Annotated in this window: 24 protein-coding genes, 2 tRNA genes and 1 other RNA gene; 11 read left to right on the forward strand and 16 right to left on the reverse strand. The window is 70.9% G+C overall.

Features of this window, described 5'->3' with window-relative positions; translation table 11 throughout:
* Positions 1-210: 210 nt before the first annotated feature.
* Entirely contained in the window at positions 211-2,592 is a 2,382-nt protein-coding gene (locus tag BJ969_RS27205; RefSeq protein WP_184483720.1) for a DNA polymerase III subunit gamma and tau, read from the reverse strand.
* 82 nt (positions 2,593-2,674) lie between these two features.
* Positions 2,675-2,771, reverse strand: an RNA gene (gene ffs, locus BJ969_RS27210) — signal recognition particle sRNA small type.
* Between the two features lie 116 nt (positions 2,772-2,887).
* Between ffs and BJ969_RS27215 the strand changes: the two genes are divergently transcribed.
* From BJ969_RS27215 to BJ969_RS27230, 4 genes are all read left to right on the forward strand, one after another.
* Positions 2,888-3,553 carry a superoxide dismutase family protein gene (locus BJ969_RS27215; RefSeq protein ID WP_184483722.1) on the forward strand — a complete coding sequence of 222 codons (666 nt, stop codon included), beginning with the start codon at positions 2,888-2,890 and terminating at the stop codon, positions 3,551-3,553.
* 169 nt (positions 3,554-3,722) lie between these two features.
* Complete coding sequence (locus BJ969_RS27220) at positions 3,723-4,109, forward strand: VOC family protein (RefSeq protein ID WP_184483724.1); 387 nt, start codon at positions 3,723-3,725, stop codon at positions 4,107-4,109.
* A gap of 109 nt (positions 4,110-4,218) precedes the next feature.
* Positions 4,219-5,157, forward strand: a complete 939-nt coding sequence (locus BJ969_RS27225; protein ID WP_343071618.1) for an alpha/beta hydrolase — start codon at positions 4,219-4,221, stop codon at positions 5,155-5,157.
* Between the two features lie 98 nt (positions 5,158-5,255).
* Positions 5,256-5,341, forward strand: a tRNA-Ser gene (locus BJ969_RS27230).
* A gap of 377 nt (positions 5,342-5,718) precedes the next feature.
* Here BJ969_RS27230 and BJ969_RS27235 read toward each other — a convergent pair.
* From BJ969_RS27235 to BJ969_RS27275, 9 genes are all read right to left on the reverse strand, one after another.
* Positions 5,719-5,937 (reverse strand): type II toxin-antitoxin system HicB family antitoxin, encoded by a 219-nt coding sequence (locus tag BJ969_RS27235; protein ID WP_184483726.1) that lies wholly within the window; start codon positions 5,935-5,937, stop codon positions 5,719-5,721.
* Complete coding sequence (locus BJ969_RS27240) at positions 5,937-6,137, reverse strand: type II toxin-antitoxin system HicA family toxin (RefSeq protein WP_184483728.1); 201 nt, start codon at positions 6,135-6,137, stop codon at positions 5,937-5,939. Before BJ969_RS27240 ends, BJ969_RS27235 begins: the two co-directional genes overlap by 1 nt.
* Positions 6,138-6,285: 148 nt before the next feature.
* Entirely contained in the window at positions 6,286-8,082 is a 1,797-nt protein-coding gene (locus BJ969_RS27245; RefSeq protein WP_184483730.1) for an endonuclease/exonuclease/phosphatase family protein, read from the reverse strand.
* 167 nt (positions 8,083-8,249) lie between these two features.
* On the reverse strand, positions 8,250-10,112 hold the full coding sequence (asnB, locus tag BJ969_RS27250) for an asparagine synthase (glutamine-hydrolyzing) (RefSeq protein ID WP_184483732.1): 1,863 nt from the start codon (positions 10,110-10,112) through the stop codon (positions 8,250-8,252).
* Between the two features lie 338 nt (positions 10,113-10,450).
* Positions 10,451-10,669 carry a hypothetical protein gene (locus tag BJ969_RS27255; RefSeq protein ID WP_184483734.1) on the reverse strand — a complete coding sequence of 73 codons (219 nt, stop codon included), beginning with the start codon at positions 10,667-10,669 and terminating at the stop codon, positions 10,451-10,453.
* A gap of 460 nt (positions 10,670-11,129) precedes the next feature.
* A tRNA-Ser gene (locus tag BJ969_RS27260) sits at positions 11,130-11,217 on the reverse strand.
* Between the two features lie 44 nt (positions 11,218-11,261).
* Positions 11,262-11,501: a CsbD family protein gene (locus tag BJ969_RS27265; protein ID WP_184483736.1), complete on the reverse strand. Its 240-nt coding sequence runs from the start codon at positions 11,499-11,501 to the stop codon at positions 11,262-11,264.
* Between the two features lie 75 nt (positions 11,502-11,576).
* The gene (locus BJ969_RS27270; RefSeq protein WP_184483738.1) at positions 11,577-12,035 is read right to left on the reverse strand and encodes a nucleoside deaminase; all 459 of its coding nucleotides are present in this window, start codon (positions 12,033-12,035) and stop codon (positions 11,577-11,579) included.
* Positions 12,032-12,520, reverse strand: coding sequence for a tRNA adenosine deaminase-associated protein (locus BJ969_RS27275; RefSeq protein WP_184483740.1), 489 nt, complete (start codon positions 12,518-12,520; stop codon positions 12,032-12,034). Before BJ969_RS27275 ends, BJ969_RS27270 begins: the two co-directional genes overlap by 4 nt.
* Positions 12,521-12,656: 136 nt before the next feature.
* On the opposite strand from BJ969_RS27275, the gene BJ969_RS27280 reads away from it, so the two are divergent.
* On the forward strand, positions 12,657-13,631 hold the full coding sequence (locus BJ969_RS27280) for a prephenate dehydrogenase (RefSeq protein ID WP_184483742.1): 975 nt from the start codon (positions 12,657-12,659) through the stop codon (positions 13,629-13,631).
* A 49-nt stretch (positions 13,632-13,680) separates the two neighbouring features.
* A complete protein-coding gene (locus BJ969_RS27285; protein WP_184483744.1) occupies positions 13,681-14,880 on the forward strand; it encodes a thiolase family protein in 1,200 nt (399 codons plus the stop codon).
* A 392-nt stretch (positions 14,881-15,272) separates the two neighbouring features.
* On the opposite strand, the gene BJ969_RS27290 is transcribed toward BJ969_RS27285, so the two are convergent.
* Positions 15,273-15,461, reverse strand: coding sequence for an antitoxin (locus BJ969_RS27290; protein ID WP_246457108.1), 189 nt, complete (start codon positions 15,459-15,461; stop codon positions 15,273-15,275).
* Positions 15,462-15,756: 295 nt separating this feature from the next.
* On the opposite strand from BJ969_RS27290, the gene BJ969_RS27295 reads away from it, so the two are divergent.
* The 4 genes from BJ969_RS27295 (at position 15,757) to BJ969_RS27310 (ending at position 19,612) form a co-directional block, all read left to right on the forward strand.
* Positions 15,757-16,926: a cytochrome P450 gene (locus tag BJ969_RS27295; RefSeq protein WP_184483746.1), complete on the forward strand. Its 1,170-nt coding sequence runs from the start codon at positions 15,757-15,759 to the stop codon at positions 16,924-16,926.
* Between the two features lie 145 nt (positions 16,927-17,071).
* The gene (locus tag BJ969_RS27300) at positions 17,072-17,764 is read left to right on the forward strand and encodes a TetR family transcriptional regulator (protein ID WP_184483748.1); all 693 of its coding nucleotides are present in this window, start codon (positions 17,072-17,074) and stop codon (positions 17,762-17,764) included.
* Between the two features lie 27 nt (positions 17,765-17,791).
* Entirely contained in the window at positions 17,792-19,054 is a 1,263-nt protein-coding gene (locus BJ969_RS27305; RefSeq protein ID WP_343071733.1) for a cytochrome P450, read from the forward strand.
* Positions 19,055-19,129: 75 nt separating this feature from the next.
* Positions 19,130-19,612 (forward strand): YbaK/EbsC family protein, encoded by a 483-nt coding sequence (locus BJ969_RS27310; protein WP_184483752.1) that lies wholly within the window; start codon positions 19,130-19,132, stop codon positions 19,610-19,612.
* A 48-nt stretch (positions 19,613-19,660) separates the two neighbouring features.
* Here BJ969_RS27310 and dprE2 read toward each other — a convergent pair whose 3' ends face one another.
* Genes dprE2 through dprE1 (BJ969_RS27325) form a run of 3 tightly spaced genes read right to left on the reverse strand, consistent with a single transcriptional unit; the run spans position 19,661 to position 23,162 of the window.
* Entirely contained in the window at positions 19,661-20,422 is a 762-nt protein-coding gene (dprE2, locus tag BJ969_RS27315; RefSeq protein ID WP_184483754.1) for a decaprenylphospho-beta-D-erythro-pentofuranosid-2-ulose 2-reductase, read from the reverse strand.
* Positions 20,419-21,753, reverse strand: coding sequence for a decaprenylphosphoryl-beta-D-ribose oxidase (dprE1, locus tag BJ969_RS27320; protein ID WP_184485905.1), 1,335 nt, complete (start codon positions 21,751-21,753; stop codon positions 20,419-20,421). Before dprE1 (BJ969_RS27320) ends, dprE2 begins: the two co-directional genes overlap by 4 nt.
* Positions 21,754-21,779: 26 nt before the next feature.
* Entirely contained in the window at positions 21,780-23,162 is a 1,383-nt protein-coding gene (gene dprE1 / locus BJ969_RS27325; RefSeq protein WP_184483756.1) for a decaprenylphosphoryl-beta-D-ribose oxidase, read from the reverse strand.
* Between the two features lie 171 nt (positions 23,163-23,333).
* On the opposite strand from dprE1 (BJ969_RS27325), the gene BJ969_RS27330 reads away from it, so the two are divergent.
* A complete protein-coding gene (locus tag BJ969_RS27330) occupies positions 23,334-23,771 on the forward strand; it encodes a GtrA family protein (RefSeq protein ID WP_184483758.1) in 438 nt (145 codons plus the stop codon).
* Between the two features lie 73 nt (positions 23,772-23,844).
* On the opposite strand, the gene BJ969_RS27335 is transcribed toward BJ969_RS27330, so the two are convergent.
* The gene (locus BJ969_RS27335; RefSeq protein ID WP_184483760.1) at positions 23,845-24,111 is read right to left on the reverse strand and encodes a hypothetical protein; all 267 of its coding nucleotides are present in this window, start codon (positions 24,109-24,111) and stop codon (positions 23,845-23,847) included.
* Positions 24,112-24,171: the final 60 nt, after the last annotated feature.

A 24,171-nucleotide genomic window follows, 5' to 3' on the forward strand; every position in this document is an offset into this window, starting at 1 on the left:
CGTTCACCCTGCCCAAAGCCCGTCCCGACGCAGACCCGATGAGAGTGAACGGCCTGTTCGTCCAATCCCGTTGGACGAACGGGCCGTTCACTCAGTCGCGAGCGTGGTGGCGGCGGTGTGCTCGGGAGCTGCGGTTCCGCGCACGAGAAACGGCGCACGCCCGGATCCGGGCGTGCGCCGTTCTTCTTGCTGCTGCGGGATGTGCCCCGGTCAGTCGTCGATCTTGCGGGCGCCGAGTTCGGCGGCGAAGAGCTCGACGGCCTCCTCCTCGCGGTCGCGGCGCGGAGCCGCTTCGGCCTCCGAGGCCGGGGAGGAGCCCGCGATCATGGCTTCCTCGTCCTCGTCGTCCGGCGGCGGTGCGGGCGGGAGGGCGTCTTCCGGTGGCGGCTCGTCGTCCGGCGGCGGCTCCGGCGGCGGCGGGATGTCGTCGGAAGACGACCGCGCACGGCCGTTGGCCCCGGACGGCCGCGCGGGGCGCTCCGGGGCGGATTTGCGCTGGCCACCGTTGCCGGAGTCCGGCGCGGGCTGCTGCGCCTGCGCTTGCTGCCGGGCGGCGCTCGGGCGGCTGTAGGTCGGCGGAGCGGCGGGCGGCGGCGGTTCCTTCTTCGCACCGTTGCCGGCCGAGCCCGCACCGGCGGGGCGCTGCGGAGCGGGCGCGGACCCTGCTTCGACGCACCGCACCTCGTAGTCCGGCCCCGCGCCGAGCACCTCGCTCATCGCCTCGCGCACGAAGTCGATGCGGCGCTGCTGCGCGAACTGCTTCACCAACCCGGAGGTGGGCATCGTCAGCACCAGCGCGCCGTCGACGTAGTCGTGCACCGTGGCGTTGAGCAGCAACGCCTGCGTCGGCCGATTGCGCTGCGCCACGGCCCGCAGCAGGTCCGCCCACACCCGGCGCACGTCGGCGGCGCCGAAGCCTGCGGAGTGCGCGGCGCCCGGTTCGGCGACGGCGGGCTCGGACGGTTCGGACTGCGGGGGCGCGGCAGCGGGGCGAGCCGGTTCCTGCGACGCGGCGGGAGCGCTCGGGCGTCGATCCGCGTCGCCGTTCGCGGCGGGCGCCGGGGCGGCGGGCTGTTCAGCGGGAGCGGCGGGTTGCTGCTGCGCGACCGGCTGCTCGGGCTCCGGTTCGCGCTGCTCGTTCGCGGGCCGCTGCTCGGCCGCCGGCCGTTCGACCGCAGGCCGTTGCTCGGCGGGCTGCTCGGCGGCGGGCCGCTGCTCGGCGGCGGGTTCGCTCGCGGCCTTCGGCGCGGCGGCCGGCGCCTGCCGGTCCGCGCCGTCGGAGCCGCCGGACGCCTGCCGGTCGCTGGGCCGCTGGAACACCCGCCGACCACCTGCCGGAGCCGCCTCCGCAGCGGGAGCGGCAGTGGCAGCGGGAGCGGGAGCGGGAGCCGAGGGAGCAGCGCCGGATTCGGCCGGAGCCGCCGGGGGCGCCAGCGTCATCCGCCGCTCGACCTGCTCGACGCGTTGCAGCAGCGCGCTTTCCGCCTCGGACACGGCGGGCAGCATCATCCGAGCGCACAGCAGTTCCAGCAGCAACCGAGGAGCGGTCGCCCCGCGCATGTCCTGCAGCCCGGTGTGCACGATCTCCGCGTACCGGGACAGCGTGGCCGCGCCGAGCTGCTCGGTCTGGCTCTGCATCTTGGTGAGCTCGTCGCCCGCCGTGTCGATGAGCCCGCGGGTGCCCGCGTCGGGCACGGCGTGCAGCAGCACGAGGTCGCGGAGCCGGTCGAGCAGGTCGGCGGCGAAGCGGCGCGGGTCGTGCCCGGCTTCGACGAGCTTGTCCACGGTGCCGTACACCGATCCGCCGTCGCCTGCGGCGAGCGCGTCGACCATGTCGTCGATCAGCGCCACGTCGGTGACGCCGAGCAGCGCCACGGCCCGCTCGTAGGTGACGCCTTCGTCCCCGGCCCCGGCGAGCAGCTGGTCGAGCACGCTGAGCGTGTCGCGCGCCGAGCCGCCGCCCGCGCGGATCACCAGCGGGTACACGGCCGGTTCGACCTGCACGCCTTCGTCGCCGCAGATGCGTTCGAGCAGGTCGCGCATGACGCCGGGCGGCATCAGCCGGAACGGGTAGTGGTGCGTCCGGGACCGGATGGTGGTGAGCACCTTGTCCGGTTCGGTCGTGGCGAACACGAAGATGAGGTGTTCCGGAGGTTCCTCGACGATCTTCAGCAGGGCGTTGAAGCCCTGCGTGGTGACCATGTGGGCCTCGTCGATGATGAAGATCCGGTACCGCGACTGGGCGGGCGCGAAGAACGCCCGATCGCGCAGTTCGCGGGTGTCGTCGACGCCACCGTGGCTGGCCGCGTCGAGTTCCACGACGTCGACGCTGCCGGACCCTTCCGGGGCCAGCGCCACGCACGAGTCGCACTCACCGCACGGGTCCGGCGTCGGGCCTTGGGCGCAGTTCAACGACCGGGCGAGGATGCGCGCGCTGGAGGTCTTGCCGCAGCCGCGAGGCCCGGAGAACAGGTAAGCGTGGTTGATGCGCTGCGCCGACAGTGCGGTGCGCAGCGGTTCGGTGACGTGCTCTTGGCCGACGACCTCTGCGAAGGTCGCCGGACGGTACTTGCGGTAGAGGGCGAGCGCCACGGTCGAGACCCTACGCGGTGGCACCGACAGCCCGGATCGGGGCGGACCAGGATCGGGACGCGGGTGCGGCGGCCGGGGAAAAGTAAGCGGGACCCCGCGCACCCGCCAGAGCCCGCTTACCCTTGCTGCCTTCCGGCCCTGGGGGAGTTCACAGGATGGACGTCGCACGGAGTCCCACCAAGAGTCTAACGCGTCCGCTCCGAGGCTGTGAACGCTCCCCCATCGGGGTCGCTGTCACGCTCACCACCTGGGCCGGTGATCGCCTGTTTCGCCTGTTTCGGGCATGATCTGCGGCATGTCTCAGCGGATCACTTTTGCCGGTCGCCGGGTCCTCGTCCTCGGCAGCGCGGTCGCGGCCCTCGCGCTGACCGCGTGCACGCCCCCTGGCGAGCCGTCCTCCCAGCCGCCCGGTCCGGGCACGCCTCCGCCGCCGGCGGAGCAGACGCAAACCGGTGGCGGCGACGCGAAGACCGGTTCGTTCGAAGGCACGCTGGCGCAGCCCGGCGGCCAGGGTTCGGCCTTCACCTACAACCCGGCGCTCGCGCCGGCGGGGGCGAAGGTCAAGGCCACCGTCGAGGGCTCCGAGCAGTCCACGGTGGTGGACTTCGAGGTCACCGGCTTGCAGCCGAACCGCGGTTACGCGGTGCACGCGCACGTCAACGCCTGCGGCCCGACGGGCGACGCGGCGGGACCGCACTTCCAGAACAAGCAGGACCCGGCCGCCTCGCCGCAGAGCCCGTCCGCGGACCCGGCGTACGCCAACCCGCAGAACGAGATCTGGCTCGACCTGCAGACGGACGCGCAGGGCGCGGGGCAGGCTTCGGCGAACGTGCCGTTCGGCATCACCGGCGAGCGCGCGCCCAAGTCGATCGTGATCCACGAGGAGTCCAACACGAACACCGCCGCCGGCCAGGCCGGCAAGGCCGGTGGCCGCGCGGCCTGCTTGAACATCGAGTCCTGAGCCCGGAGGCCGGTCGGCGCGGGGGAACTCGCGCCGACCGGCCCGCACGCTCCGGCGGCCGCCTCGCCGTCGCGGGATGCGGCGGGACATCGCGGGTATCCGATGAGTTCCACGTCCGCCGGGGGTCTACCCGGTGGAACGTGAGCCAGAGCTCTCCAGGAGGCCCGCCATGCGCATGATCTTCGTGAACCTGCCGGTCAAGGACGTGCAGCGTTCGAAGGCGTTCTTCGCCGAACTCGGCTTCGGCTTCAACGACGAGTTCTCCGACGAGAAGACGATCTGCATGGTCGTCGAGGAGAACATCATGGTGATGATGCTGGAGCACGACCGCTTCGCCGAGTTCGTCAACGGCGACATCAGCGACGCCACGACGACGACCGAGGTCCTCAACTGCCTCAGCGTCGAGACCCGCGACCAGGTCGACGACCTCGTCGCCAAGGCCATCGAGGCGGGCGGCAAGCCGTGGAAGCCGAGCTCCGAGATGGGGCCGATGTACGGCGGGAGCTTCCAGGACGTCGACGGCCACGTGTGGGAGCTGATGTACGCCGGGAGCTGAACCTCTCGTGACCGGGCGTTTCCCCGTTCAGCGGTGGGCGGAACCGGCGGAGATCGTCGGTGGTGGCGGCTAGCCTCGGCCTGGACTCCGATCGGAAGCCGAGGACCCCGTGCCGCTCGAACTGGACCCCGAACTGAAACCGGCGATGGAGGCGTACTTCGCGAACCGCCCCGCGCCCGAGGCCCGCGGCGACGCGCTCGCGATCCGACGCCAGATCGAGACGGCGATGAGCGCGGCCGCCGCGCTGCCGCCGGTGCCGGGCGTGTCCAGGAGCGACTTCACCGCGACCAGCGCCGACGGCGCCGAGATCGCGCTGCGGTGGCTCGCCCCGGACGGCGAACGGTCCGGCTCGGCGGTGGTGTGGCTGCACGGCGGCGGGATGGTCTTCGGCGACGTCGATCCGTGCCTGCCGCAGGCCGCCCGGCTCGCCGCCGCCTCCGGGGTCCCGGTGCTCGCCGTGGACTACCGGTGCGCGCCCGAGCACCCCCACCCCGCGCCCGTCGAGGACGCCTACGCGGCTTCGGCCTGGCTGCACGAGCACGCCGCCGAGCTGGGGGTCGACCCCGCGCGCATCGCGATCATGGGTGAGAGCGCGGGCGGCGGTCTCGCCGCGGGCGTCACGCTCCTGGCGCGGGAACGCGGGTTGCCGCTGGCCCGACAGGTCTTGATCTACCCGATGCTCGACGACCGCAACATCGAACCGGACCCCGAGCTGGAATCGCTGGCGACCTGGTCCTACGACCGCAACTTCACCGGCTGGCACGCGCTGCTCGGCGACCTCGCGGGCACCGCGGACGTCCCCGCGATCGCAGCGCCCGCCCGCGCCGACGATCTCAGCGGCCTGCCCCCGGCCTACGTGGACGTCGGCGACCTCGACATCTTCCGGGACGAGGACATCGAGTACGCCCGCAGGCTCGCCGCCGCGGGCACGCCGGTGGAACTGCACGTGCGGCCGGGGTGCCCGCACGCGTTCGAGAGCGCCGTCCCGGAGGCGGCCGTGGCGCAGCGCTCGCAGCAGGATCGGATCCGGGTGCTGCGCGCGCTCTGAGCGGTGTCGCGCCCGCGCGGTCGATCTTCGCCGCCGCTGGTCAGCACGCGGGGGACCCCTGCACGAGCTGATCATCGGCCTCACGTACACTTCCGCGTGGAGGATTGGCCGAGCGGCCTAAGGCGCACGATTGGAAATCGTGTTGGGTTAATAGCCCTCACGGGTTCGAATCCCGTATCCTCCGCCGATCGGAAGGCCCGGTGCTCAGCGAGCACCGGGCCTTCCGCGTTTCGCGGACCCGGATCCGCACGACCCCGGCGCCCACCGAACGCCGTGGCGCGACCTCGGCTCGGGCCGCTGCGGCATCGCCCGCGCCGCTAGGCCGAATCGCCCAGCTCCTGCACTTCACCTTTCGACGCGTCCCGCTGCGGTTGCCCCATAACTCCCCCCTTCGTCACCCAGTGACCACAGCGTACTCACTTTGAGTGACCCCTAGTAGAGGAAGTTCCCAGGAGCGGTGAACCAGTCGAAGATCGTCTTGCCCAGCGGGGACGGCCTCGCACAACATCGAGCCCCGGAGCGGACGAAGGCGCACCGGGGCTCGGCTCACCCGAACTCTGATCAGGCCGCTTCGATGGTCACCGCACCGACCACGGTCGGCGTCGGGACCACGTCACCGTCCTCGCGAATCCCTTCCAAGTGGAATTCGACGGCCTCGCGCATGAGCAAGACGCATTCCTGATAAGTGGCGGCCGCTGCGGCGACTCCGGGGAGGTCAGGAGCCCAGGAGCTGAAGCCCCCCTCGTCGTCCCGCTCGACGAGCACGAGATATTCGCTCACTACGGCCTCCGATCGAGTCCAGCCTGCTTCAGGATGCTCGCCTCGGTGCGCGGGTGCAACGTATCGCTGGGCTTTCCGGCTACCGTCACCTTCCCCGGCTTGACCGGGTGCTGATACTGGCGATGACTGCCACGGGTTCGTTTCAGCACCCAACCGTCCGCCTCGATCCACTTGAGCAACTCCCCCACTTTGAACGGCAACGGCGATCCTCTCGCTCGCGGTGAGATACTCGAATCTCCGCGAAACTCTGATCACCCTTGTATCGGGTCTCACCTCCCGGAACCTGAGCGGCGCCACCTGATCGAAGTCCTTCTTTTCCTTGCGTTCCAAGGAAAACCAAGCGGCGGATCACCGCATGCGGATGAGTTGGGGGTCGTGGTCGCTGGCCTGGTCGGCGAACTCGGCGTTGATGTGCACGACGTCGTAGTCGACCTCGCCGACGCCGGGGGTGATCAGGACGTGGTCGAGGGCTTGGGCGTTGCCCTCGTAGACGTAGCTGTAGCGCTCGGTCGGCGGCAGCGACGCCGCGGGCGACGACAGCAGCCCTCCGTCGGTCAGCGCGGACACCGCCGGGGAGAAACCGAAGTCGTTGAGGTCGCCGGTGACCAGTACCTTCGCCTGCGGGTCGATCGCCACCAGGTCGGCGACGAACCCACGCACCAACCGGGCCTGCGCGATCCGCTGCTGTTCCGAACCGCGCACCGGCGGCTGCACACGACCGTGCAGCGGCTGGTCGCCGCCCTTGGAGGTGAAGTGGTTCGCGACCACGAACACCTGCTCGCCGCGGAAGGTGAACTCGCCGACGAGCGGCTTGCGACTGGCCCGCCACGCGTCGTCGGCCGGCGCGATCCGGCCGGGTGAGGCGCTCAGTGCCGCGCGCTCACCGGATTCGACGGCCTCCACGGGAGTTCCCGCGTCCCCGCCGGGACGGTCCACGAAGGACACCCGCGCCGGGTCGAACAGGAACGCCACCCGGATGTTGCCGCCCGGTTCGCCGCCGTCGGCCCCGTCGACCGGGTCGATCTGCCGCCACTCGTAGTGCGGCCCGCCGGCCGCTTCGATCGCGTCGGCGAACCGGCCCAAGGTCCGGTCCGCGGTGACCACGCCGTCGTCGGTGGCTCCGGTGTCGTCCTGCACCTCCTCCAGCGAGATCACGTCGGGGGCGGCGAGGTTCGTGGTCACGCCGTGGGCGAGCCGGTCGAACTTGCCCTGCTCGTCGGTCGCGGAGAGGTTCTCGACGTTGTAGGTCGCCACCGCCAGCTCGTCCTCGCCCGGCGGGCGGGTGACCTCCGGGCGCACCCCGACGGGCCGGTGCTCGCCCAGCGCCGTCGCCGCCAGCAGATAGCCGCCGAAGCGGCTGTAGTCCAGCGGGCCTTCGGTGCGCCCGGCGAGCTGATCGCCGACGTTCGCCGCCGGAGCGGGCGCGCCGATCGGTTCCACCTTCAACCGCCCCGAGTTCTGCTGGTCGTAGCCGGTGTAGGTGGTGGTGCCGCGCTCGCCCGCGTTCTGCCCGGGCTTCGAGGTGACGGTGAGCGCGCCGTAGGAATCCGCTGGCCCGACGACGCGGGCGTCCTCGACGGCGATGGCCATGTGCTCGCGGGACTCGTAGAAGTCCAGCGCGAACCGGGCCGGGTCCAGCGGTAGCGCGTCCAGCTCGCCGTCCGGCGCGTACGCCTCCGGCACCGAATCCGGGGTGATCGGTTCCGCCGCGGGGACCGGCGCGGTGCCGGTGACCTGCCACGTCGCACCGGCGAGCTCGGTGACCGACTGGTTCGGCGTGGTCTCCGGCTGCTCGCCGTCACCGACCGCGTAGTACTCGGCGACGGTGCCGGACACCGACACCGCGTCGCCCACCGCGACCCGCGGCGCCTCGTCGGGGGTGTAGACGAACAGGCCCTCGCTGGTGCGCGGATCACCGTCCGGATTCGGGTCCTGGAACCAGAAACCCGGCGAATTCCCCTCCGGGCGCACCGCCGTGACGACACCCCGGACCCCCGCGACCTCCTGGCCCAACAGCGGGGAAACCCGGCCCGCGCCTTGGACGTCGTGGATCCGGATCTCGGCGGCAGCCGCCGAACCCGGCAGCACCACCAGCACTCCGCACGCGGCCAACGCTCCGGCCAGCGCCTTCGACGATCCGTACACGCCCCACCCCCAGCAGTCGACGATCACAACGCGGCGACGCTACCGGCCGGGGATGACGTTCGTCCCCTTTTCCGGTGGCCGAACGGGAAACCCGCGCGGCGTCGGCGAGCTCCACCAGGCACGGGGCGGACGCCGGTGGCGGATTCCCGCCACCGGCACCGGCCGCCCTACGGCACCCGGATCTGCGGGCGGTAGACGTCGAACCAGGTGGCGATGTCCAGGGCGCGGTCGAGCTTCTCGCGCTCGTAGTCGGGCAGCACCGCCGGCGGCGTGTTCACCGTGACCTCGAACCACTTGCGGTAGATCACCTGGAACATCGGGTGGTCCTGGGCGAGCAGTTCACGGCCCATCGCCTGCAACTTGCCCGCGTAGCCGGGGTCCTGAGTGGACGGGTACGGGCTCTTCACCCGCTTCAGCACCGACTGCGGCAGCACGTCCCGCGTCGCCGCGCGCAGCAGGCTCTTCTCCCTGCCGTCGAAGCTCTTCATCGCCCACGGCGCGTTGTAGACGTACTCGACCAGGCGGTGGTCGCAGAACGGGACCCGCACCTCCAGGCCGACGGCCATGCTGATGCGGTCCTTGCGGTCCAGCAGCGCCCGCAGGAACCGGGTGAGGTGCACGTGGCTGATGACGCGCATCCGCGCCTCGTGCGCGCCCTCCCCCGGCAGCGGCTCGACCTCGGCGACCGCGTCGCGGTAGCGGTCCTTCAGGTACGTCATCAGGTCGATCCCGCGGTCCAGATCCGGGTCGAAGAACTCCGAGACGGCGGGCCCGCCATCGTCCTCGGAGGCCTCACCCGCTGCCAGCACCGGCACCATCCACGGGAAGATGTCGGCCTGCTGCGCCACGGGGTCGTGGAACCACGGGTAGCCGCCGAACAGCTCGTCGGCGGTCTCCCCGGACAGCGCGACCGTGGAGTGCTCGCGAACGCCCTGGAACAGCAGGTACAACGACACGTCGGTGTCGGCGGCTCCGACCGCGAAGTCCTTCGCCGCGATCACCCGCCGCCGGGTGGCCGGGTCGGCCAGCGCCGCGTCGGAGAGCACGATGTCCCGGTGCACCGACCCGACGTGGTTCGCCACGTCGTGCACGAACGGCGAGTCCGGGGTGGCGCGCATGTCGTCGGGCTGGAAGTTGTCGGCGAGCCCGACGAAGTCCACCGAGAAGCTGCGCACCTTCTCCCCCTGCGCGGCCAGCTGCTGCGCGGACAGGGCGGTGAGCGCGCTGGAGTCCAACCCGCCGGACAGCAGCACCCCGAGCGGCACGTCGGCGGTGAGCTGGCGCCGCACCGTGTCGTCGAGCAGCCCGCGGATGCTGCTGATCGTCGTGTCCAGGTCGTCGGGGTGCTCCGCGGTGCGCAGCTTCCAGTACGTGCGCTCGCGCAGGCCCGCGCGGTCCACGACCACGAGCGTGCCCGGCACCACCTCGCGCATCCCGGCCCAGATCGCGTGCCCCGGTGTCTTGACGCCGCCGAGCAGTTCGCTGACGCCGTCGGCCTCCACGACGGGCTCGACGTCGGGGTGGGCCAGGATCGCCTTCGGCTCCGAGCCGAACAGCACGCCGTCCCCGGTCTCCTGGAAGTAGAACGGCTTGATGCCCATCCGGTCGCGCACCATGACGAGCTTCTCGTCCCGCGCGTCCCAGATCGCGAAGGCGTACATGCCGTTGAGCCGGTCGACGAGCGCCTCGCCCCATTCGAGGTAGGCGTGCAGCACCACCTCGGTATCGCTGGAGGTCCGGAAGCGGTGCCCGCGAACGCGGAGTTCTTCGCGCAATTCCGCGAAGTTGTACGCCTCACCGCTGTAGGTCAGCACGACCGATCCGTCGGGGGTGTCGACCCGCATCGGCTGCGCACCGCCTTCGAGGTCGATCACCGCCAGCCTGCGGTGGCCCAACGCGACGTGCCGGTCCAGCCAGATCCCCGCCGCGTCCGGTCCGCGGCAGGCCATCGTTTCGGTCATCGCCTCGACGACGTGCCTCTTCCGGTTCAAGTCGTCGCCGAACGACACCATTCCCGCGATTCCACACATGTTCCGCGCTCCTCCGCCGATGGAGCCTGCTCACCGGCCCCCTCCCGGAGCATTCCGCTTCCATTCTCGGAATTTCACCAAATATCGGCCTCGAGTTCGCGCGGGATTTCCCTGCGCCAGTCGCGATTCCTCGGAATCGGCAGCGCGGACACGCCCGAACGGCGCATCGGACGTTCCACCCGGAAATGCGAGAGCGACCTTCTCGCGGACGCGGAAGCAGATCCGGACGCGCACCCGGCGCCGGGACGCTGCGGCCGGACAGCCGTTCGCCCTCCGCTCGAGCGCCCCGTCCGGGGCACGCGCGCGAAGGGCGACGTCCGCGAGGGATCAGCGACGACTCACGCGACCCACAGCTGAACAGGCGGATTCGGACCGGGCTCCGCGGGACGGTAGCTGCAGCTCGTCCACCGGCCTTCCTTCTTCCCGACCTCGCACGCCTTGGCGGCCAGGTCGTGCGACGGGTAGGTGCGGTAGTACGACGGGGCGGCCGAGGCCGGTCCGGCGAGCGTGAGCATGCCGACCACCACCGACGCCACGAGCAGAGCGCTGCGCTTCATCGAGAAGAGTCCTCTCAGTTCCGGGAAGTGCTTCGCCACCGAACCTAGGACGCCGCGAACCTCGCCCCCGAAAGGATGACGGCTCCACCCGAACAATTAGGGAATCCCTCCGACCAGCCGTTTCTCCACAGCGCCGAAGTATGCCGCTACGGCCGGGCTTCAGCCCCTTTCCCAGCCTGATGAATCGACGAATTGCCTGAACGGGCAAACCTTTTTCCCCGATTTCCTCCGTTCGATTCGCATTGCCGCTCAGTTGCGAATCGCGAGTTCCGCCGCGCCCGTCGCCACCCCGGCGAACCACGGCACGGGCACGGGCACGGAAGATCCTCTGCCCGACCCGACCAACCGCCCCTGGCGCGGCACCGGGCTCACCCCGCTCGGCGACATCGCCGCGAACGGCCGCGACCTGGGCTCGAACGCCGAAGAGCCGGTCCCCTCGCGGAGGGAACCGGCTCTTCGCTGGCGGTAGCGGTGGGATTCGAACCCACGGAGGCTCTCACCTCACGCGCTTTCGAGGCGCGCTCCTTCGGCCGCTCGGACACGCTACCGCCGATAAGGCTACTGGACGCCTGTTCGGCATCCGCAGACGGGGTCAGCGATCAGCGGAACCGCCGGTCCCACCGCCGGAACCCTTGAACTTGTCCTGGACGTCCTGCACGGCGCCGGCCGCCTTGTCCTTCACGTCCTGGCCGGTCTCCTTCACCTTGCCCTCGACCTGGTCGCGCTTGCCGGCGTCGCGGAGCTCGTCGTTGCCGGTCGCGCTGCCCGTGGCCTCCTTGGCCCGGCCGGTCAGCTGCTGAGCTTGGTGCTTGACCTTGTCGAACACACCCATGGGTGACTCCTTCCGCAGGGTTCGTCACCGTGGGAGTACCCCACTTGATCCGCCATCACGCACAGGTGAGGCAGGTCACCGCCTGCCGTCGAAGAACTCCTCCAGCAGCGCGGCGCAGTCCGCGGCGAGCACGCCGCCGACGACCTCCGGGCGGTGGTTGCTGCGGCGATCCCGCACCACGTCCCACAACGAGCCGACGGCGCCCGTGCGCGGCTCCCACACGCCGAACACGACGCGGCTCACCCGCGACAGCACCAGCGCGCCGGCGCACATCGTGCACGGCTCCACGGTGACCGCCAGGGTGCATTCGGAGAGCCGCCAGCCGTCGCCCCACGCGCGGGCGGCGGCGCGCAGCGCCAAGATCTCCGCGTGCGCCGTCGGGTCGGCAGCGGCTTCCCGCCGGTTGTGCTCGCGAGCGAGGATCGTCCCGTCCGGGGCCGCCACGACCGCGCCGATCGGCACGTCACCGGTGCTCAACGCACCGGGAGCGACCTCCAGCGCCGCGCGCACCAGCTCGGTGTCGCGGGCCGTCACTGGTCCAGCTTCTCCAGCACGCCCGCGAACTGCTCCCCGAAGCCGCAGCGCTGAGCGATCATCTCCAGCTGCTCGTCCGGGTACAGGTCGACCTCTTCGATGATCACCAGGAGTTCGCCCTCGGGCAGACCGATGTCGGAGAGGATCGAGAGGTTGCCCTCCGGCCACACCTCGTCGTCGTCCTCATCCGGGGCGTCCGCGCGCAGCAGGTCGAGCACGTCGGCGGCGATGTCGTAGTCCAGCGCCGCCGCGGCATCCGAGAGCAGCAGGTCCACCCCGCCGGGGATCGGGCGGATCAGGACGAAGAACTCGTCGTCCACATTGCACATGCCGAACACCGCGCCGGTGGAGCGCAAGTCGCGCAGCGCCGTGATCGTGGTGTCGAGCCCACCCAATACCGAGCCGTCCAACGCGCTGCACCGCCACCGGCCGTCCTCACGAACAACGGCAACGGCGAAGCCCGCGACCGGCTCCTGCCCTGTCATGCGCCCAACCGTAGAGCGTGCCGGTGCCACCCGAAAGCACTATTGCGCGCTCGTGACCTTCAGCACCGCGATCGGGGGTGCACAACCGCACGACCGGGTGGCCCGCGCACGCACCGGAGTGGGGCAGGATGTGGTCATGCGTGCCGTGTGCGTGATCGGACTGGGATTGATCGGTGGCTCGGTGCTGCGCGCCGCCACCGCCGCCGGACGCCCTGGTTGGGGTGCCACCGCGGGGGCGGACGACGCCGTCAGAGCCGGTGACGACGGCTACGAGGTCACCGGCATCGAGGACGCGCTGCGCCGCGCGGCGACCGAGGACGCCCTGATCGTCATCGCCACTCCGGTGACCGCCGTGCGCGACGTGCTGCGCAAGATCGCGTGGCACGCGCCGGAGGCCCGGCTCACCGACGTGATCAGCGTGAAGGACGCCGTCGACGCCGAGGTGCGCAGCCTGCTGCCCGGCGCCCGCTACGCCGGTGGGCACCCGATGGCGGGCACCGCGTCGTCCGGGTGGGCCGCCGGCGGAGCCGACCTGTTCCGGGGTTCGCCGTGGGCCGTCGCCGTCGAGGAGGGCACCACGCTCGACGCGTGGCGCGACGCGGCCGCGCTCGCGCTGGACTGCGGCGCCCACGTCGTGGCGGTCTCCGCCGCCGAGCACGACTCGGCGGTCGCCCGCATCTCGCACCTGCCGCACGTGTTCGCGAACATCCTCGCCGCCGTCGGCGCCGACGGCGGGCCGCTCGCGCTGTCGCTGGCGGCCGGTTCCTTCCGGGACTCCACCCGCGTCGCCGCGTCCGAACCGGAGCTGGTGCGGGCCATGACCGAGGGGAACCGGGTGGCGCTGCTCGACGCCGTCGACGACGCGCTCGGCAGGCTCGGCGCGGCGCGCGGCTCGCTCGCCTCTTCCGGGGCGTTGAAGACGACCGTCGACGGCGGTCACGCCGCCCGCGGCGAACTCGACCGGCTCAGCGACGGCGAGTGGACGCGCAGCACGGTGCCGCTGCGCGGCGACCGCGATCTGCGCAAGCTGCGCGACCTCGGCGCCCGCGGCGGACGGGTCACCGCGCTCACCGAGAAGGCCGCCGAGGTGGAACTCCCCGCGACCGAATAGGCCCCGCGCGGACCTTTAACGACGCCACCCGTTCGGTCAGCATGGGGCCATGGCCCGCGCCTACGTCCTCGACGCCGCCCGCACCCCGTTCGGCCGATACCGGGGGGCGCTGTCCGGGATCCGCGTCGACGATCTCGCCGCGCTGCCACTCACCGAACTGCTGCGCAGGCACGGGCCCGCGGGCAGCGGACGGCTGGACCCGGCGCGGGTCGAGGACGTGCTCTACGGCAACACCAACGGCGCGGGCGAGGAGAACCGCAACGTGGCGCGGATGGCCGCGCTGCTGGCGGGGCTGCCCACGACCGTCCCCGGCGTCACCGTGAACAGGCTGTGCGCCTCCGGCGGGGAAACCCTGGTGCAGGCGGCACGAGCGGTGAAGGCCGACGAGGCCGAGCTGCTCATCGCGGGCGGGGTGGAAGGCATGAGCCGCGCGCCGTTCGTGGTACCGCGCGCCGACCGCGCCATGCCGGACCGGATGGAGACGGCGTCGACCGCCGCGGGCTGGCGGCTGGTGAACCCGCGGATGCCGTCGGCGTGGACGGTGCCGCTGGGGCACGCCGCGGAGCGGACCGCACTCGACCTGAGCATCACCCGCGACCAGCTCGACGGGTGCGCGCTGCGCTCGCACCGCCGGGCCGCCGCCGCGTGGGACGCCGGACTGCACGACGGCTTCACGTTCCCCGTGACCACGCCGGACGGCACGGTGGTGCGTCGGGACGAATCGGTGCGCCCCGACACCGACCTGCGCAAGCTCGGCAGGCTCGGCCCCGCGTTCTCCCCCGACGGTCCCGTCACGGTGGGGAACTCGGCTCCGCTCTCGGACGGGGCGCTGGCCGCGCTGATCGGCACCGAGCAGCAGGCGGAGCGGCTGGGCGTGCGGCCGTGGGGCGAGCTGGTGGGCTCGGTGAGCACCGGTACCGATCCGCACCACTTCGCGCTGTCCGCGGTCCCCGCGATCCGAGCGCTGCTGCGCAAGCTCGACGTCACCGCGGCCGACGTGGACCTGTGGGAGATCAACGAGACGTTCGCCGCGGTCGTGCTCGCCGTCCTCGAACACCTGCCGGGCGTGGACCGGGAACGCGTCAACGTGCACGGCGGCGCCCTCGCCTACGGCCACCCGCTGGGAGCCTCGATGCCCCGCATCGTCCTCGACCTCTGCCGCCACCTCCGCCACCGCGGCGGCGGCCTGGGCATAGCGGCGGCCTCGGTGGGAGTAGGCCAAGGAATGGCCATCGCCATCAGGGCTTGAGGCCTTCTGCCTGGCCTTCGTAGGTGGTCGTTCTGCGGAACCTCAGGTGTCTTCTCGCTGCGGGATCTTTTTCCCAAGTGGCTCCGCCACGAGGGAAAAAGCCGTCCTCGCGAGAAGACACCTGAGAACCCGCGGGTGGTCGACTTGCTCAAGCTGGTCACTGCTCAGCGGCTTCGCCGCTGACAAAATCAAAAGAGGGCCAGGCGCCCTGCGGCGATCGCCACAGACATCGGCTGCGGGTTTTCAGCCGTTCCGTTCCCGCCGTCGGACACAGGGAAAGGGGCCGTCCATCACGGACGACCCCTTTCCAGGGAGCTGCCGGCCACCACCAGGTTCAGGACCACCCTCGCCAGGTCCCGCCGGTCGGCTTCGGCCGAGCAGCGGAGCGGTGACTACTGCTGCGGCCCTGAGTCCTGATTGCGGAAGTAGTCCTTGCCCTTCTCGGCGGCCTGATCGACCTGCTGCTCGTGGCCGAACTTCTTCTTGGCTGCGTCACTTCCCTTGTCGATGCCTTGTTCGACCTTGTCGCTGTGCTGCTTGCCCATGTTCATCAGCTTGTCCTTGAGGCTGCCGAGTCCCATGACGGCTCCCTTCTCGCGACATCTCAGGTGACCCTCGAAGTTAGTCCTCCTGCCGGGCGAATGCGCGCCGGTCAAGAGCTTCCAGGCAGGTCAGCCACTACGAAGCTGCACTTTCGAGTGACGAGGAGCGGCACCGGAACCGCAGCCGTGACGCACCGTCGCCGACGCCCCGCGGCCCACCGCGCGGAGCACGCGGTCGAAGGCTCTCAGCGAAATCGCTCGACGGGGCTGAGCCGTCTCCGTACTGCTGGAACGGGAAGCGGTACGACTCCTCGACCACGACGGGGGACGATTCATGATCGCGAGCGAGCGTTGGGGACTGCCGGAATCGCAGTTCTGGTTGCGCGGCGAACGACCGGCGACCGCCGTCCAGCGGGACCCCGACACCGGAGGCGCGCACGTGTACGGCCACGCGGAGGCGGTGCGCGTGCTCGGCGACCCGCGGTCCTATTCGTCGAACACGAGCAGGCTGCAGCCCCAGATGCAGGAGTTCGTCGAGGGCGACCTGCTGCAGTGGGATCCGCCGGAGCACACGAAGTTGCGCAGGCTCGTCAGCCGCGCCTTCACTCCGAAAGTCGTCGCCGGACTCGAACCACGCATCACCGAGATCACCCGCGAACTGCTCGACCGCGCGGGCGACCGGCTCGACCTGGTGGCCGACGTCGCCCACCCCCTCCCGTCGATCGTCATCGCCGAATTGCTGGGTGTGCCCGCCGACGAACGCGACCTGTTCACGGGATGGGTCGACGTGGCCCTCGGCGGGACGGAACCCGGAGGTTCCGACTCGGATCCGGAGCAGCGGACGCGGACGGCGGTCGCCATGTTCCGGAAGCTGCGCGACTACCTGACCGAGCACGCCGACGAGCGGCGCGCGCACCCGCGGGAGGACCTGCTCACGCGGCTCGTCGAAGCCGAGGTGGACGACGTGCGGCTGACGCGCGCCGAGGTGGCCCACTTCGCGACCTCGTTGCTCATCGCGGGCCACCTCACCACCACGATGCTGCTGGGCAACACCGTGCTCTGCCTCGACGCCCACCCCGAGCACCAGGCCCGCGCCCGCACCGATCGCCGCGCGCTGCCCGCCGTGATCGAGGAGTCGTTGCGCTTGCTGAGCCCGTTCGCCTCGGTCGCGCGGGTGACGACCGCGGAGGTGGAGCTGGGCGGTCAGCGGATTCCGGCCGACCGGCCGGTGTCGGTGTGGCTCGGCGCCGCCAACCGCGATCCGCGGCGGTTCCCGGACCCGGACGTGTTCGACCCGGCCCGCGACCCGAATCCGCACCTCGGTTTCGGCCGGGGCGTCCACTTCTGCCTCGGCGCCCCGCTGGCCCGGTTGGAGGGCGAGGTGGTGCTCGGTCAGCTGCTCGACCGGTTCCCGGGTTTCGGCACGGTCCCGGAGGACCCGCCCCGCTTCCGCGGGCACCCGAGCTTGACCGGCGTGCAGCGGCTTCCGTTGCGCGCGGTGTGAGCGCTCGGCCACCGCAGGTGCGATCCGCTGCTCGGCGGAAACCGCTTGTCAGCGGGGTGGACGCGGGCTAGCGTGACCAGATGAGCGAATCCGGTCACGTGGACACGACGGTCGGGCCCGCGGCCCGCGCAGGGAAGGACACCGAGTGCCCCGCAACACCGATCGAGCCGACCGGATCCTCGACGCGGCAGGAGAGCTGCTGCTGCGCCACGGCTACCGGAAGGTGACCATCGACGACGTCGCCCGCCAGGCCGGCGTCGGGAAGGGCACCGTCTACCTGCACTGGAAGACCAAGGTCGCGCTGTTCCAGAGCCTGCTCGTCCGCGAGTCGGTCGCGCTGGTCGAGGACGTGCTGGGGGCGCTGCGCGCCGACCCGAACGAGGTCCGCCCGCACCGGTTGCTGCGGCTGGCCTACCTCGTGACCTTCCGCCGGCCGCTGGCGCTGGCGCTGGTCACCGGGGACACCGAGATGCTGGGGGCGCTCCGGGAGCGCGCCGGCTCCGATCGGATGCAGGAGACCAACGAGCGCTTCTACTCGGTGCTCGCCGAGTCCGGACTGCTGCGCGCGGACGTGCCCGACCTCGCCTACACGCTCAACGCCGCCGCGCTCGGGTTCTTCCTGGCCGACGACTACAAGCCCGCGGTCTCCGGCATCGACCGGGAGCTCAAGGCCGATGCACTCGCCCACACCATCCGGCACGCCTTCGAACCGCCGGAACGACCGGACCCGGCCGTGGTGCGCGCGGTCGCGGACCGGATCGACGCGCTGCTCACCGAACTGATCACCGGCTACCGGGAGCTGTTCGACGCGTTGGACGCGGCGAACGCCTCCCGGTGATACCCGTCGACGCTTGATGAAGGGGACATCATGACCGCGATCGAGAACTGGGGATTACCGACATCGCAGTTCTGGCTGCACGGCGAACGGCCCCGCGACCCGGTGCAGCACGACGAGGCGACCGGGCTGTGGAACGTCTACGGGCACCCGGAAGCCGTCCAGCTGCTCGGCGACCCGGTGCAGCACGACGAGGCGACCGGGCTGTGGAACGTCTACGGGCACCCGGAAGCCGTCCAGCTGCTCGGCGACCCGGCGACGTTCTCCTCCGACACCAGCAGGTTGTTCCCGCAGGGCGACGAGTTCGCCGACGGCAACCTGGTGCGGATGGACCCGCCGGAGCACAACAAGCTGCGCAAGCTCGTCAGCCACGCCTTCACCCCGAAGGTCGTCGCCGGGCTCGAACCGCGCATCGCCGGACTCACCGACGAACTGCTCGACGCCGTCGACGGCGCGGACCGGCTGGAGCTCGTCGCCGACCTCGCCTATCCGCTGCCGGTGATCGTCATCGCCGAGCTGCTGGGCGTGCCCGCGAGCGACCGCGAGCTGTTCAAGGAGTGGGTGGACGCGATGTTCACCCGCGACGCGACGCCGTCGCTCAAGGAGCAGACGCCGGAGCAGCAGCGCGAGCTCGACGCGGTGCTCGCCCAGGTCCGCAACCTCACCGAGTACTTGGGCGGGCACGTCGACGAACGCCGCGCGCACCCGCGCGAGGACCTGCTCAGCAAGCTCGTCGAAGCCGAGGTGGACGGCGAGCGGCTCACCCGCGCGGAAGTCGTCAACTTCGCGAACGTGCTGCTCATCGCCGGGCACATCACGACCACGATGCTGCTGGGCAACACCGTGCTGTGCCTCGACGCGCACCCCGAGCACCAGGCCCGCGCCCGCGCGGAGAGGTCCTCGCTGCCCGCCGTGATCGAGGAATCGCTGCGGTTCCTCAGCCCGTTCGCCACGCTCGGGCGGGTCACCAGCACCGAGGCGGAGCTCGGCGGTCAGCGCATTCCCGCCGATCAGTTGCTGATGGTGTGGGCCGCCGCCGCGAACCGGGATCCGCGGCGGTTCTCGAACCCGGACGTCTTCGACCCGACCCGCGACCCCAATCCGCACCTCGGGTTCGGGCGCGGCGTCCACTTCTGCCTCGGCGCGCCGCTGGCTCGGCTCGAAGGGCGCGTCGCGCTCGGCAAGCTGTTCGACCGGTTCCCCGTCCTCGCCACCGATCCGGCCGATCCGCCGGAGTTCCAGCCGAACCCGAACATGACCGGCGTCCGCAAGCTCCCGCTGCGCACCGGCTGACCGGCCGCACCGTTCCCGTCGCGTGCGGCGCCAATCGGGTTGCCGTGCCGAACCGGACCGCGCCAGAGTGCGGAGATGACCGACATCATCAACGCCTTCAGCGCACGACTCCGGGAACTCGACGTGCCGGGAGAGGTCGTCGAGTTCGCCGAACCGGTGCCGACCGCGGCGGCGGCCGCGGAACGCCTCGGCTGCACCGCCGCGGCCATCGCGAACAGCCTGGTGTTCGCGGTGGACGACGAGCCGCTGCTGGTGATCGCGAGCGGCGCGCACCGGGTGGACACCGCGCACGTCGCGCGGGAGCTCGGGATCGGGTGGATCCGCCGCGCCACACCGGAGTTCGTGCTCGACGCGACCGGTCAGCCGGTGGGCGGCGTCGGCCCGGTCGGTCACCCCCGGCGGATCCGCACGGTCGTGGACCGGGCGTTGGCCGAGCACCCGACCGTGTGGGCGGGAGCGGGCAGCGAGCACGCCATGTTCCCGAGCACGTTCGCGGAGCTCCTGCGCATCACCGGGGGAACTCCGCTGCTGGTCGCCGGGCCGGCTGACCGGGCATGAGAAAGGGCCGCCGGTTCGCCCGGCGGCCCTTCGCTCACGCGTCGCGGATCAGAACGACAGGCGGCGGAAGATCACCCGCGGCAGGTGCCGCAGCACGACCATCACCCAGCGCATCTGCCCCGGGACCCAGATGGACTCCTTGCCCTTGCGGACCGCGTCGATGATCGCGGCGCCGACCTGCTCGGGCGTCTGCGCCATCGGGGCGGGCTTCATGCCGGCGGTGAGCTTCGTCTTCACGAAGTTCGGCCGCACGACCGTGACCTTCACGCCCGAGCCTTCCAGGGCGTAGGTCAGGCCGGAGTAGAACAGGTCGATGCCGCCCTTGGCGGAGCCGTAGACGAAGTTCGTCCGGCGGGCGCGCTCACCGGCGGGCGAGGCCATCATCACCAGGTGCCCGTGGCCCTGCTTGCGCAGCTTGTTCGCCAGGTGCACGCCCAGCGACATCGGCGCCACGTAGTTGACCTCGGCGGTCAGCCGCGCCGCGGCCGGGTCGGTCCAGCACTTCTCGTTGTCGAGCTGCACGCCGAAGGCGACCAGGGTGACGTCGATGTCGCCGTCGGCGAAGGCCTTCTCGACGACCTCGCCGTGCGTCTCCGGGTCGGTGGCCTCGAACTCGATGGTGCTGACCGTGCTGCCGGTCTTGCGCAGCCGCTCCGCGGCGGCCTCGACCAGGTCGGCTTCCTCCGGGCGCGCGGCCAGCACGATCCGCAGCGGGCGCTGGTTCGCGTACTGCTCCGCGGTCGCCAGCGCGATGTCGGACGTACCACCGAGGATGAACAGGGACTGCGGGTTTCCAACGGCGTCGATCACAGGGCCAACCTTCGGGACAGATCGGAGTGGAAGATTCCTTGCGGGTCGACGGCGGCGCGCACCTTGCGCCACTCGTCGAGACGGGGGTACATCTGCTGGATCATCTCCGGCGTGGTGCGCGAATCCTTCGCGAAGTACAGGCGACCGCCCGCACCCAGCACCAGGTCGTCGAGCTCCTGGCAGAACCGGCTGAGCCCGTCCTTGATCGGGAAGTCGACGGTGATCGTCCAGCCCGGCATCGCGAACGACAGCGGCGCGCGGCTGCTGTCGCCCATCCGCTTGAGCACGTTCAGGAACGACACGTGCCCGGACTCCGCGATGCGCTTCACCAGCGTGCGCAGCGCTTCGTGCTGGTCGAACGGCAGGATGAACTGGTACTGCAGGAACCCCTTGGAGCCGTAGGCGCGGTTCCACTCGCCGAACATGTCCAGCGGGTGGTAGAAGGCCGTCAGGTTCTGCACCTGACCACGGCCCGCCTTCGGCGTCTTGCGGTACCAGACCTCGCTGAGCGTGCTGAACGTCAGCTTGTTGGCCAGGCCGTTCGGGAAGACGTCCGGGAAGGTCAGCAGCTGCGGGGCGTCGAACTTCAACGGGTCCGCGCGCAGCTTCGGCGGCAGCTCGTCGAGCTTGGCCAGCGAGCCACGGGAGAACGCCGAGCGGCCCAGCTTCGGGCCGGTGGAGATCGCGTCGAACCACGCCATCGAGTAGTCGTAGTTCATGTCGGACCCGTTGGAGAACAGCTCCAGCGTCTCGTCCAGGTCCTTCGTGCGGTCGGCGTCGACGATGAAGTACGCGCTCTCGGTGCGCTTCATCTTCACCTTGGCGCGCAGCACGATGCCGGTCAGCCCGACACCGCCCACCGTCGCCCAGAACAGCTCGGAGCCCTCCCCGTCCGGGGTCAGGGTGCGGACCTCGCCGTCCGCGGTGAGCAGGTCCATCGACACCACGTGGTTGCCGAAGCTCCCGTGCGAGTGGTGGTTCTTGCCGTGGATGTCGCAGCCGATGGCACCGCCGATGGTGACCTGGCGGGTGCCCGGCAGCACCGGCACCCACAGGCCGTGCGGCAGCGCCGCCTTCATCAGCTGGTCCAGGCTCACGCCCGCGTCCACGTCGACCACGGCGTTGTCCGGGTCGATGTCGTGGATGCGGTTCAGCGCGGTCATGTCGATGACGGTGCCGCCCGCGTTCTGCGACACGTCGCCGTAGCTGCGGCCGAGGCCGCGGGCGATCACGCCGCGCTCGTCCGCCTCGCGGACGGCGCGGGCGATGGCGTCGACGTCAGGGGTGCTCAGCACCTGGGCGTGGGTCGGCGCGGTGCGCGCCCAGCCCATCAGCTTCCGGTTCTGCAACGCTGCGGTCACAGGCTCAACCTCCGGGACAGGTCGGAATGGAACACGCCCTCGGGGTCGACCGAGGCGCGGATCTTGCGCCACTCGTGGATGCGCGGGTACATCCGCTCGATCATCTCCGCCGACGTCCGCGACTCCTTGGCGAGGTAGAGCCTGCCGCCCGCGTCGAGCACCAGCTCGTCGAGCTCCTGGCACAACCGGTCGAGGCCGGGCGTGATCGGGATGTCGACGGTCAGCGTCCAGCCCTCGCTGGGGAAGGACATCGGGGCGTCGTTGCCCTTGCCGAAGGTCTTGAGCACGTTCAGGAACGACGCGTGCCCGCTGGCGCTGATCTTGTCGATGGACCGGCGGAACATCGCCTCCTGCCCGAACGGCACCATGAACTGGTACTGCAGGAAACCGTTCGGACCGTAGATCCGGTTCCACTCGCCGACCAGGTCGAGCGGGTGGAAGAACTGGGTGATGTTCTGCACGGCCCCGAACTTCGTCGGCGCCTTGCGGTACCAGACCTCGTTGAAGGCGGTGATCGTGTACTTGTTCACCAGCCCGTTCGGGAAGATCGGCGGCGCCGTCATCAGCTGCGGGGCGTTGAACTTCAACGGGTCCTTGCGCAGCTTCTTCGGCAGGTCCTCCAGCGTCGCGGAGTTGCCCCTGGTCAACAGCGCGCGACCCAGGTTCTCGCCACGCGCCAGCGAGTCGAACCAGGCCACGGAGTAGATGTAGTTGCCGTCGGAGCCGTCGGTGAAGTGCTCGATCAGCTCGTCGAGGTTCTTCGTCTGCACGTTGTCGACCAGGAAGTACGCCGTTTCGACGCGCTTGAGCCGGATCGTGGCCTTCAGGATGATGCCGGTCAGCCCCATGCCGCCGACCGTCGCCCAGAACAGCTCGGAGCCGGTGCCCTGCGGCGACAGGGTCCGCACCGAACCGTCGGCGGTGAGCAGGTCCAGCGACAGCACGTGGCTGCCGAACGAACCCTGCGAGTGGTGGTTCTTGCCGTGGATGTCGGAACCGATGGCGCCGCCGACGGTGACCTGGCGGGTCCCCGGCAGCACCGGGATCCACAGGCCGTACGGCAGCAGGCGGCGCATCAGCGTGTCCAGCGAGACGCCCGCGTCGACCACGACCGTCGCCTCGTCCGCGTCGACCTGGTGCACGCGGTTCAGCGCGGTCATGTCGATGACGGTGCCGCCCGCGTTCTGCGACGGGTCGCCGTAGCTGCGGCCGAGGCCGCGGGCGATGACGCCGCGCGGGCCCGCTTCGCGGACCGCTCGCGCGATCACGTCGACGTCCGGGGTGCTCACGACTCGAGCCGAGGTCGGCGCCGTGCGCCCCCACCCGGCCAGTCGCTGAACCCGTTCGCTGGTCGCATGGTCGTGCTGTCCCGATCCCACCCAGCCGAGTCTATCCGCGGCGCGTCCCCGAGTACGGGCGGGTAGCGCCCCGCTAGCACAGGTGCACCAGGGGGCGCAGAGGTTCACCGCTACACTTTTCGGGGCGACTTGCGGGGCGTTCGCCTCCGGGCCTGCCGTACCGACGCTGTTGCCGACACTTGGGGTGAACCAGTGGCCGTGGCCGAATCCGGCGCAGACGCCGAGCTCAAGAAGCTCGGGCTGTTCCAGCAGCTCTTCCGCTTCGTGGCCATCGGCGGGTTCTGCGCCCTGATCGACGCGGGTACGTACTCGGTGCTGCTGGGCGTGCTCGGGTGGCCGACGTGGCTGTCGAAGTCGATCTCGTTCATCCTCGGCACCACCGCGTCGTACCTGATCAACCGGAAGTTCACCTTCAGCGGTGCCAGCTCCGGCAACTCCACGGCCAAGGCCGGGGCCTTCGCGATCGTCTACACGACCACGTTCTTCGTGAACATGGGTTCGAACGAGCTGCTGTGCTTCCTGTTCGACGCGCGCGAGGCCTGGCAGTTCGGGCTGTTCTGGGTGATCGCCCAGGGCCTCGGCACGCTGATCAACTTCGTGATGCTGAAGTGGGTCGTCTTCCGCGACTGACACCGCGCGAACAGGGCGCGAACGCCCCACCCGCCCGGTGCCGCCGGGCGCACGGGCCGTTCGCGCCCGGCGCTCAGCTCCCGAAGCCGGTGGCCCGGTCGGGCGCCCCGTAGGCGTTGCTGTCGGAGCGGGTGCTCTCCACGTGCGCGGTGGCGACGTGGGCGAAGTTCACCGCGAACTTGCCGCCGTCCGCCGTCGTCAGCAACGTCGTACCGCCGGAACCCATCAGCTCCGCCAGCCGCCCGTCGAGCGTTTCCGCTTCGGTGGCGTCCAACGCGATGTGCAGGGGCTGGGACACGCCCGCCAAGTGCAGGATCAATCCTGGTCGCTTCTCACTCATGCCCCCCAGCGCACCACCGCCCGCGCCCCGGCGGCAGGCGCTTTCACCCTCGGCGGACGC

It is taken from the genome of Saccharopolyspora gloriosae (genome assembly GCF_014203325.1).
In the GTDB taxonomy this organism is placed as follows: domain Bacteria; phylum Actinomycetota; class Actinomycetes; order Mycobacteriales; family Pseudonocardiaceae; genus Saccharopolyspora_C; species Saccharopolyspora_C gloriosae.

Coding starts and splice junctions, on each gene's coding strand:
- BJ969_RS27215 (WP_184483722.1), top strand. CDS start 2,888: ATGTCTCAGCGGATCACTTTTGCCGGTCGCCGGGTCCTCGTCCTCGGC.
- BJ969_RS27220 (WP_184483724.1), top strand. CDS start 3,723: ATGCGCATGATCTTCGTGAACCTGCCGGTCAAGGACGTGCAGCGTTCG.
- asnB (WP_184483732.1), bottom strand. CDS start 10,112: ATGTGTGGAATCGCGGGAATGGTGTCGTTCGGCGACGACTTGAACCGG.
- BJ969_RS27255 (WP_184483734.1), bottom strand. CDS start 10,669: ATGAAGCGCAGCGCTCTGCTCGTGGCGTCGGTGGTGGTCGGCATGCTC.
- BJ969_RS27265 (WP_184483736.1), bottom strand. CDS start 11,501: ATGGGTGTGTTCGACAAGGTCAAGCACCAAGCTCAGCAGCTGACCGGC.
- BJ969_RS27275 (WP_184483740.1), bottom strand. CDS start 12,520: ATGACAGGGCAGGAGCCGGTCGCGGGCTTCGCCGTTGCCGTTGTTCGT.
- BJ969_RS27280 (WP_184483742.1), top strand. CDS start 12,657: ATGCGTGCCGTGTGCGTGATCGGACTGGGATTGATCGGTGGCTCGGTG.
- BJ969_RS27285 (WP_184483744.1), top strand. CDS start 13,681: ATGGCCCGCGCCTACGTCCTCGACGCCGCCCGCACCCCGTTCGGCCGA.
- BJ969_RS27290 (WP_246457108.1), bottom strand. CDS start 15,461: ATGGGACTCGGCAGCCTCAAGGACAAGCTGATGAACATGGGCAAGCAG.
- BJ969_RS27295 (WP_184483746.1), top strand. CDS start 15,757: ATGATCGCGAGCGAGCGTTGGGGACTGCCGGAATCGCAGTTCTGGTTG.
- BJ969_RS27310 (WP_184483752.1), top strand. CDS start 19,130: ATGACCGACATCATCAACGCCTTCAGCGCACGACTCCGGGAACTCGAC.
- dprE1 (WP_184485905.1), bottom strand. CDS start 21,753: ATGGGCTGGGCGCGCACCGCGCCGACCCACGCCCAGGTGCTGAGCACC.
- BJ969_RS27335 (WP_184483760.1), bottom strand. CDS start 24,111: ATGAGTGAGAAGCGACCAGGATTGATCCTGCACTTGGCGGGCGTGTCC.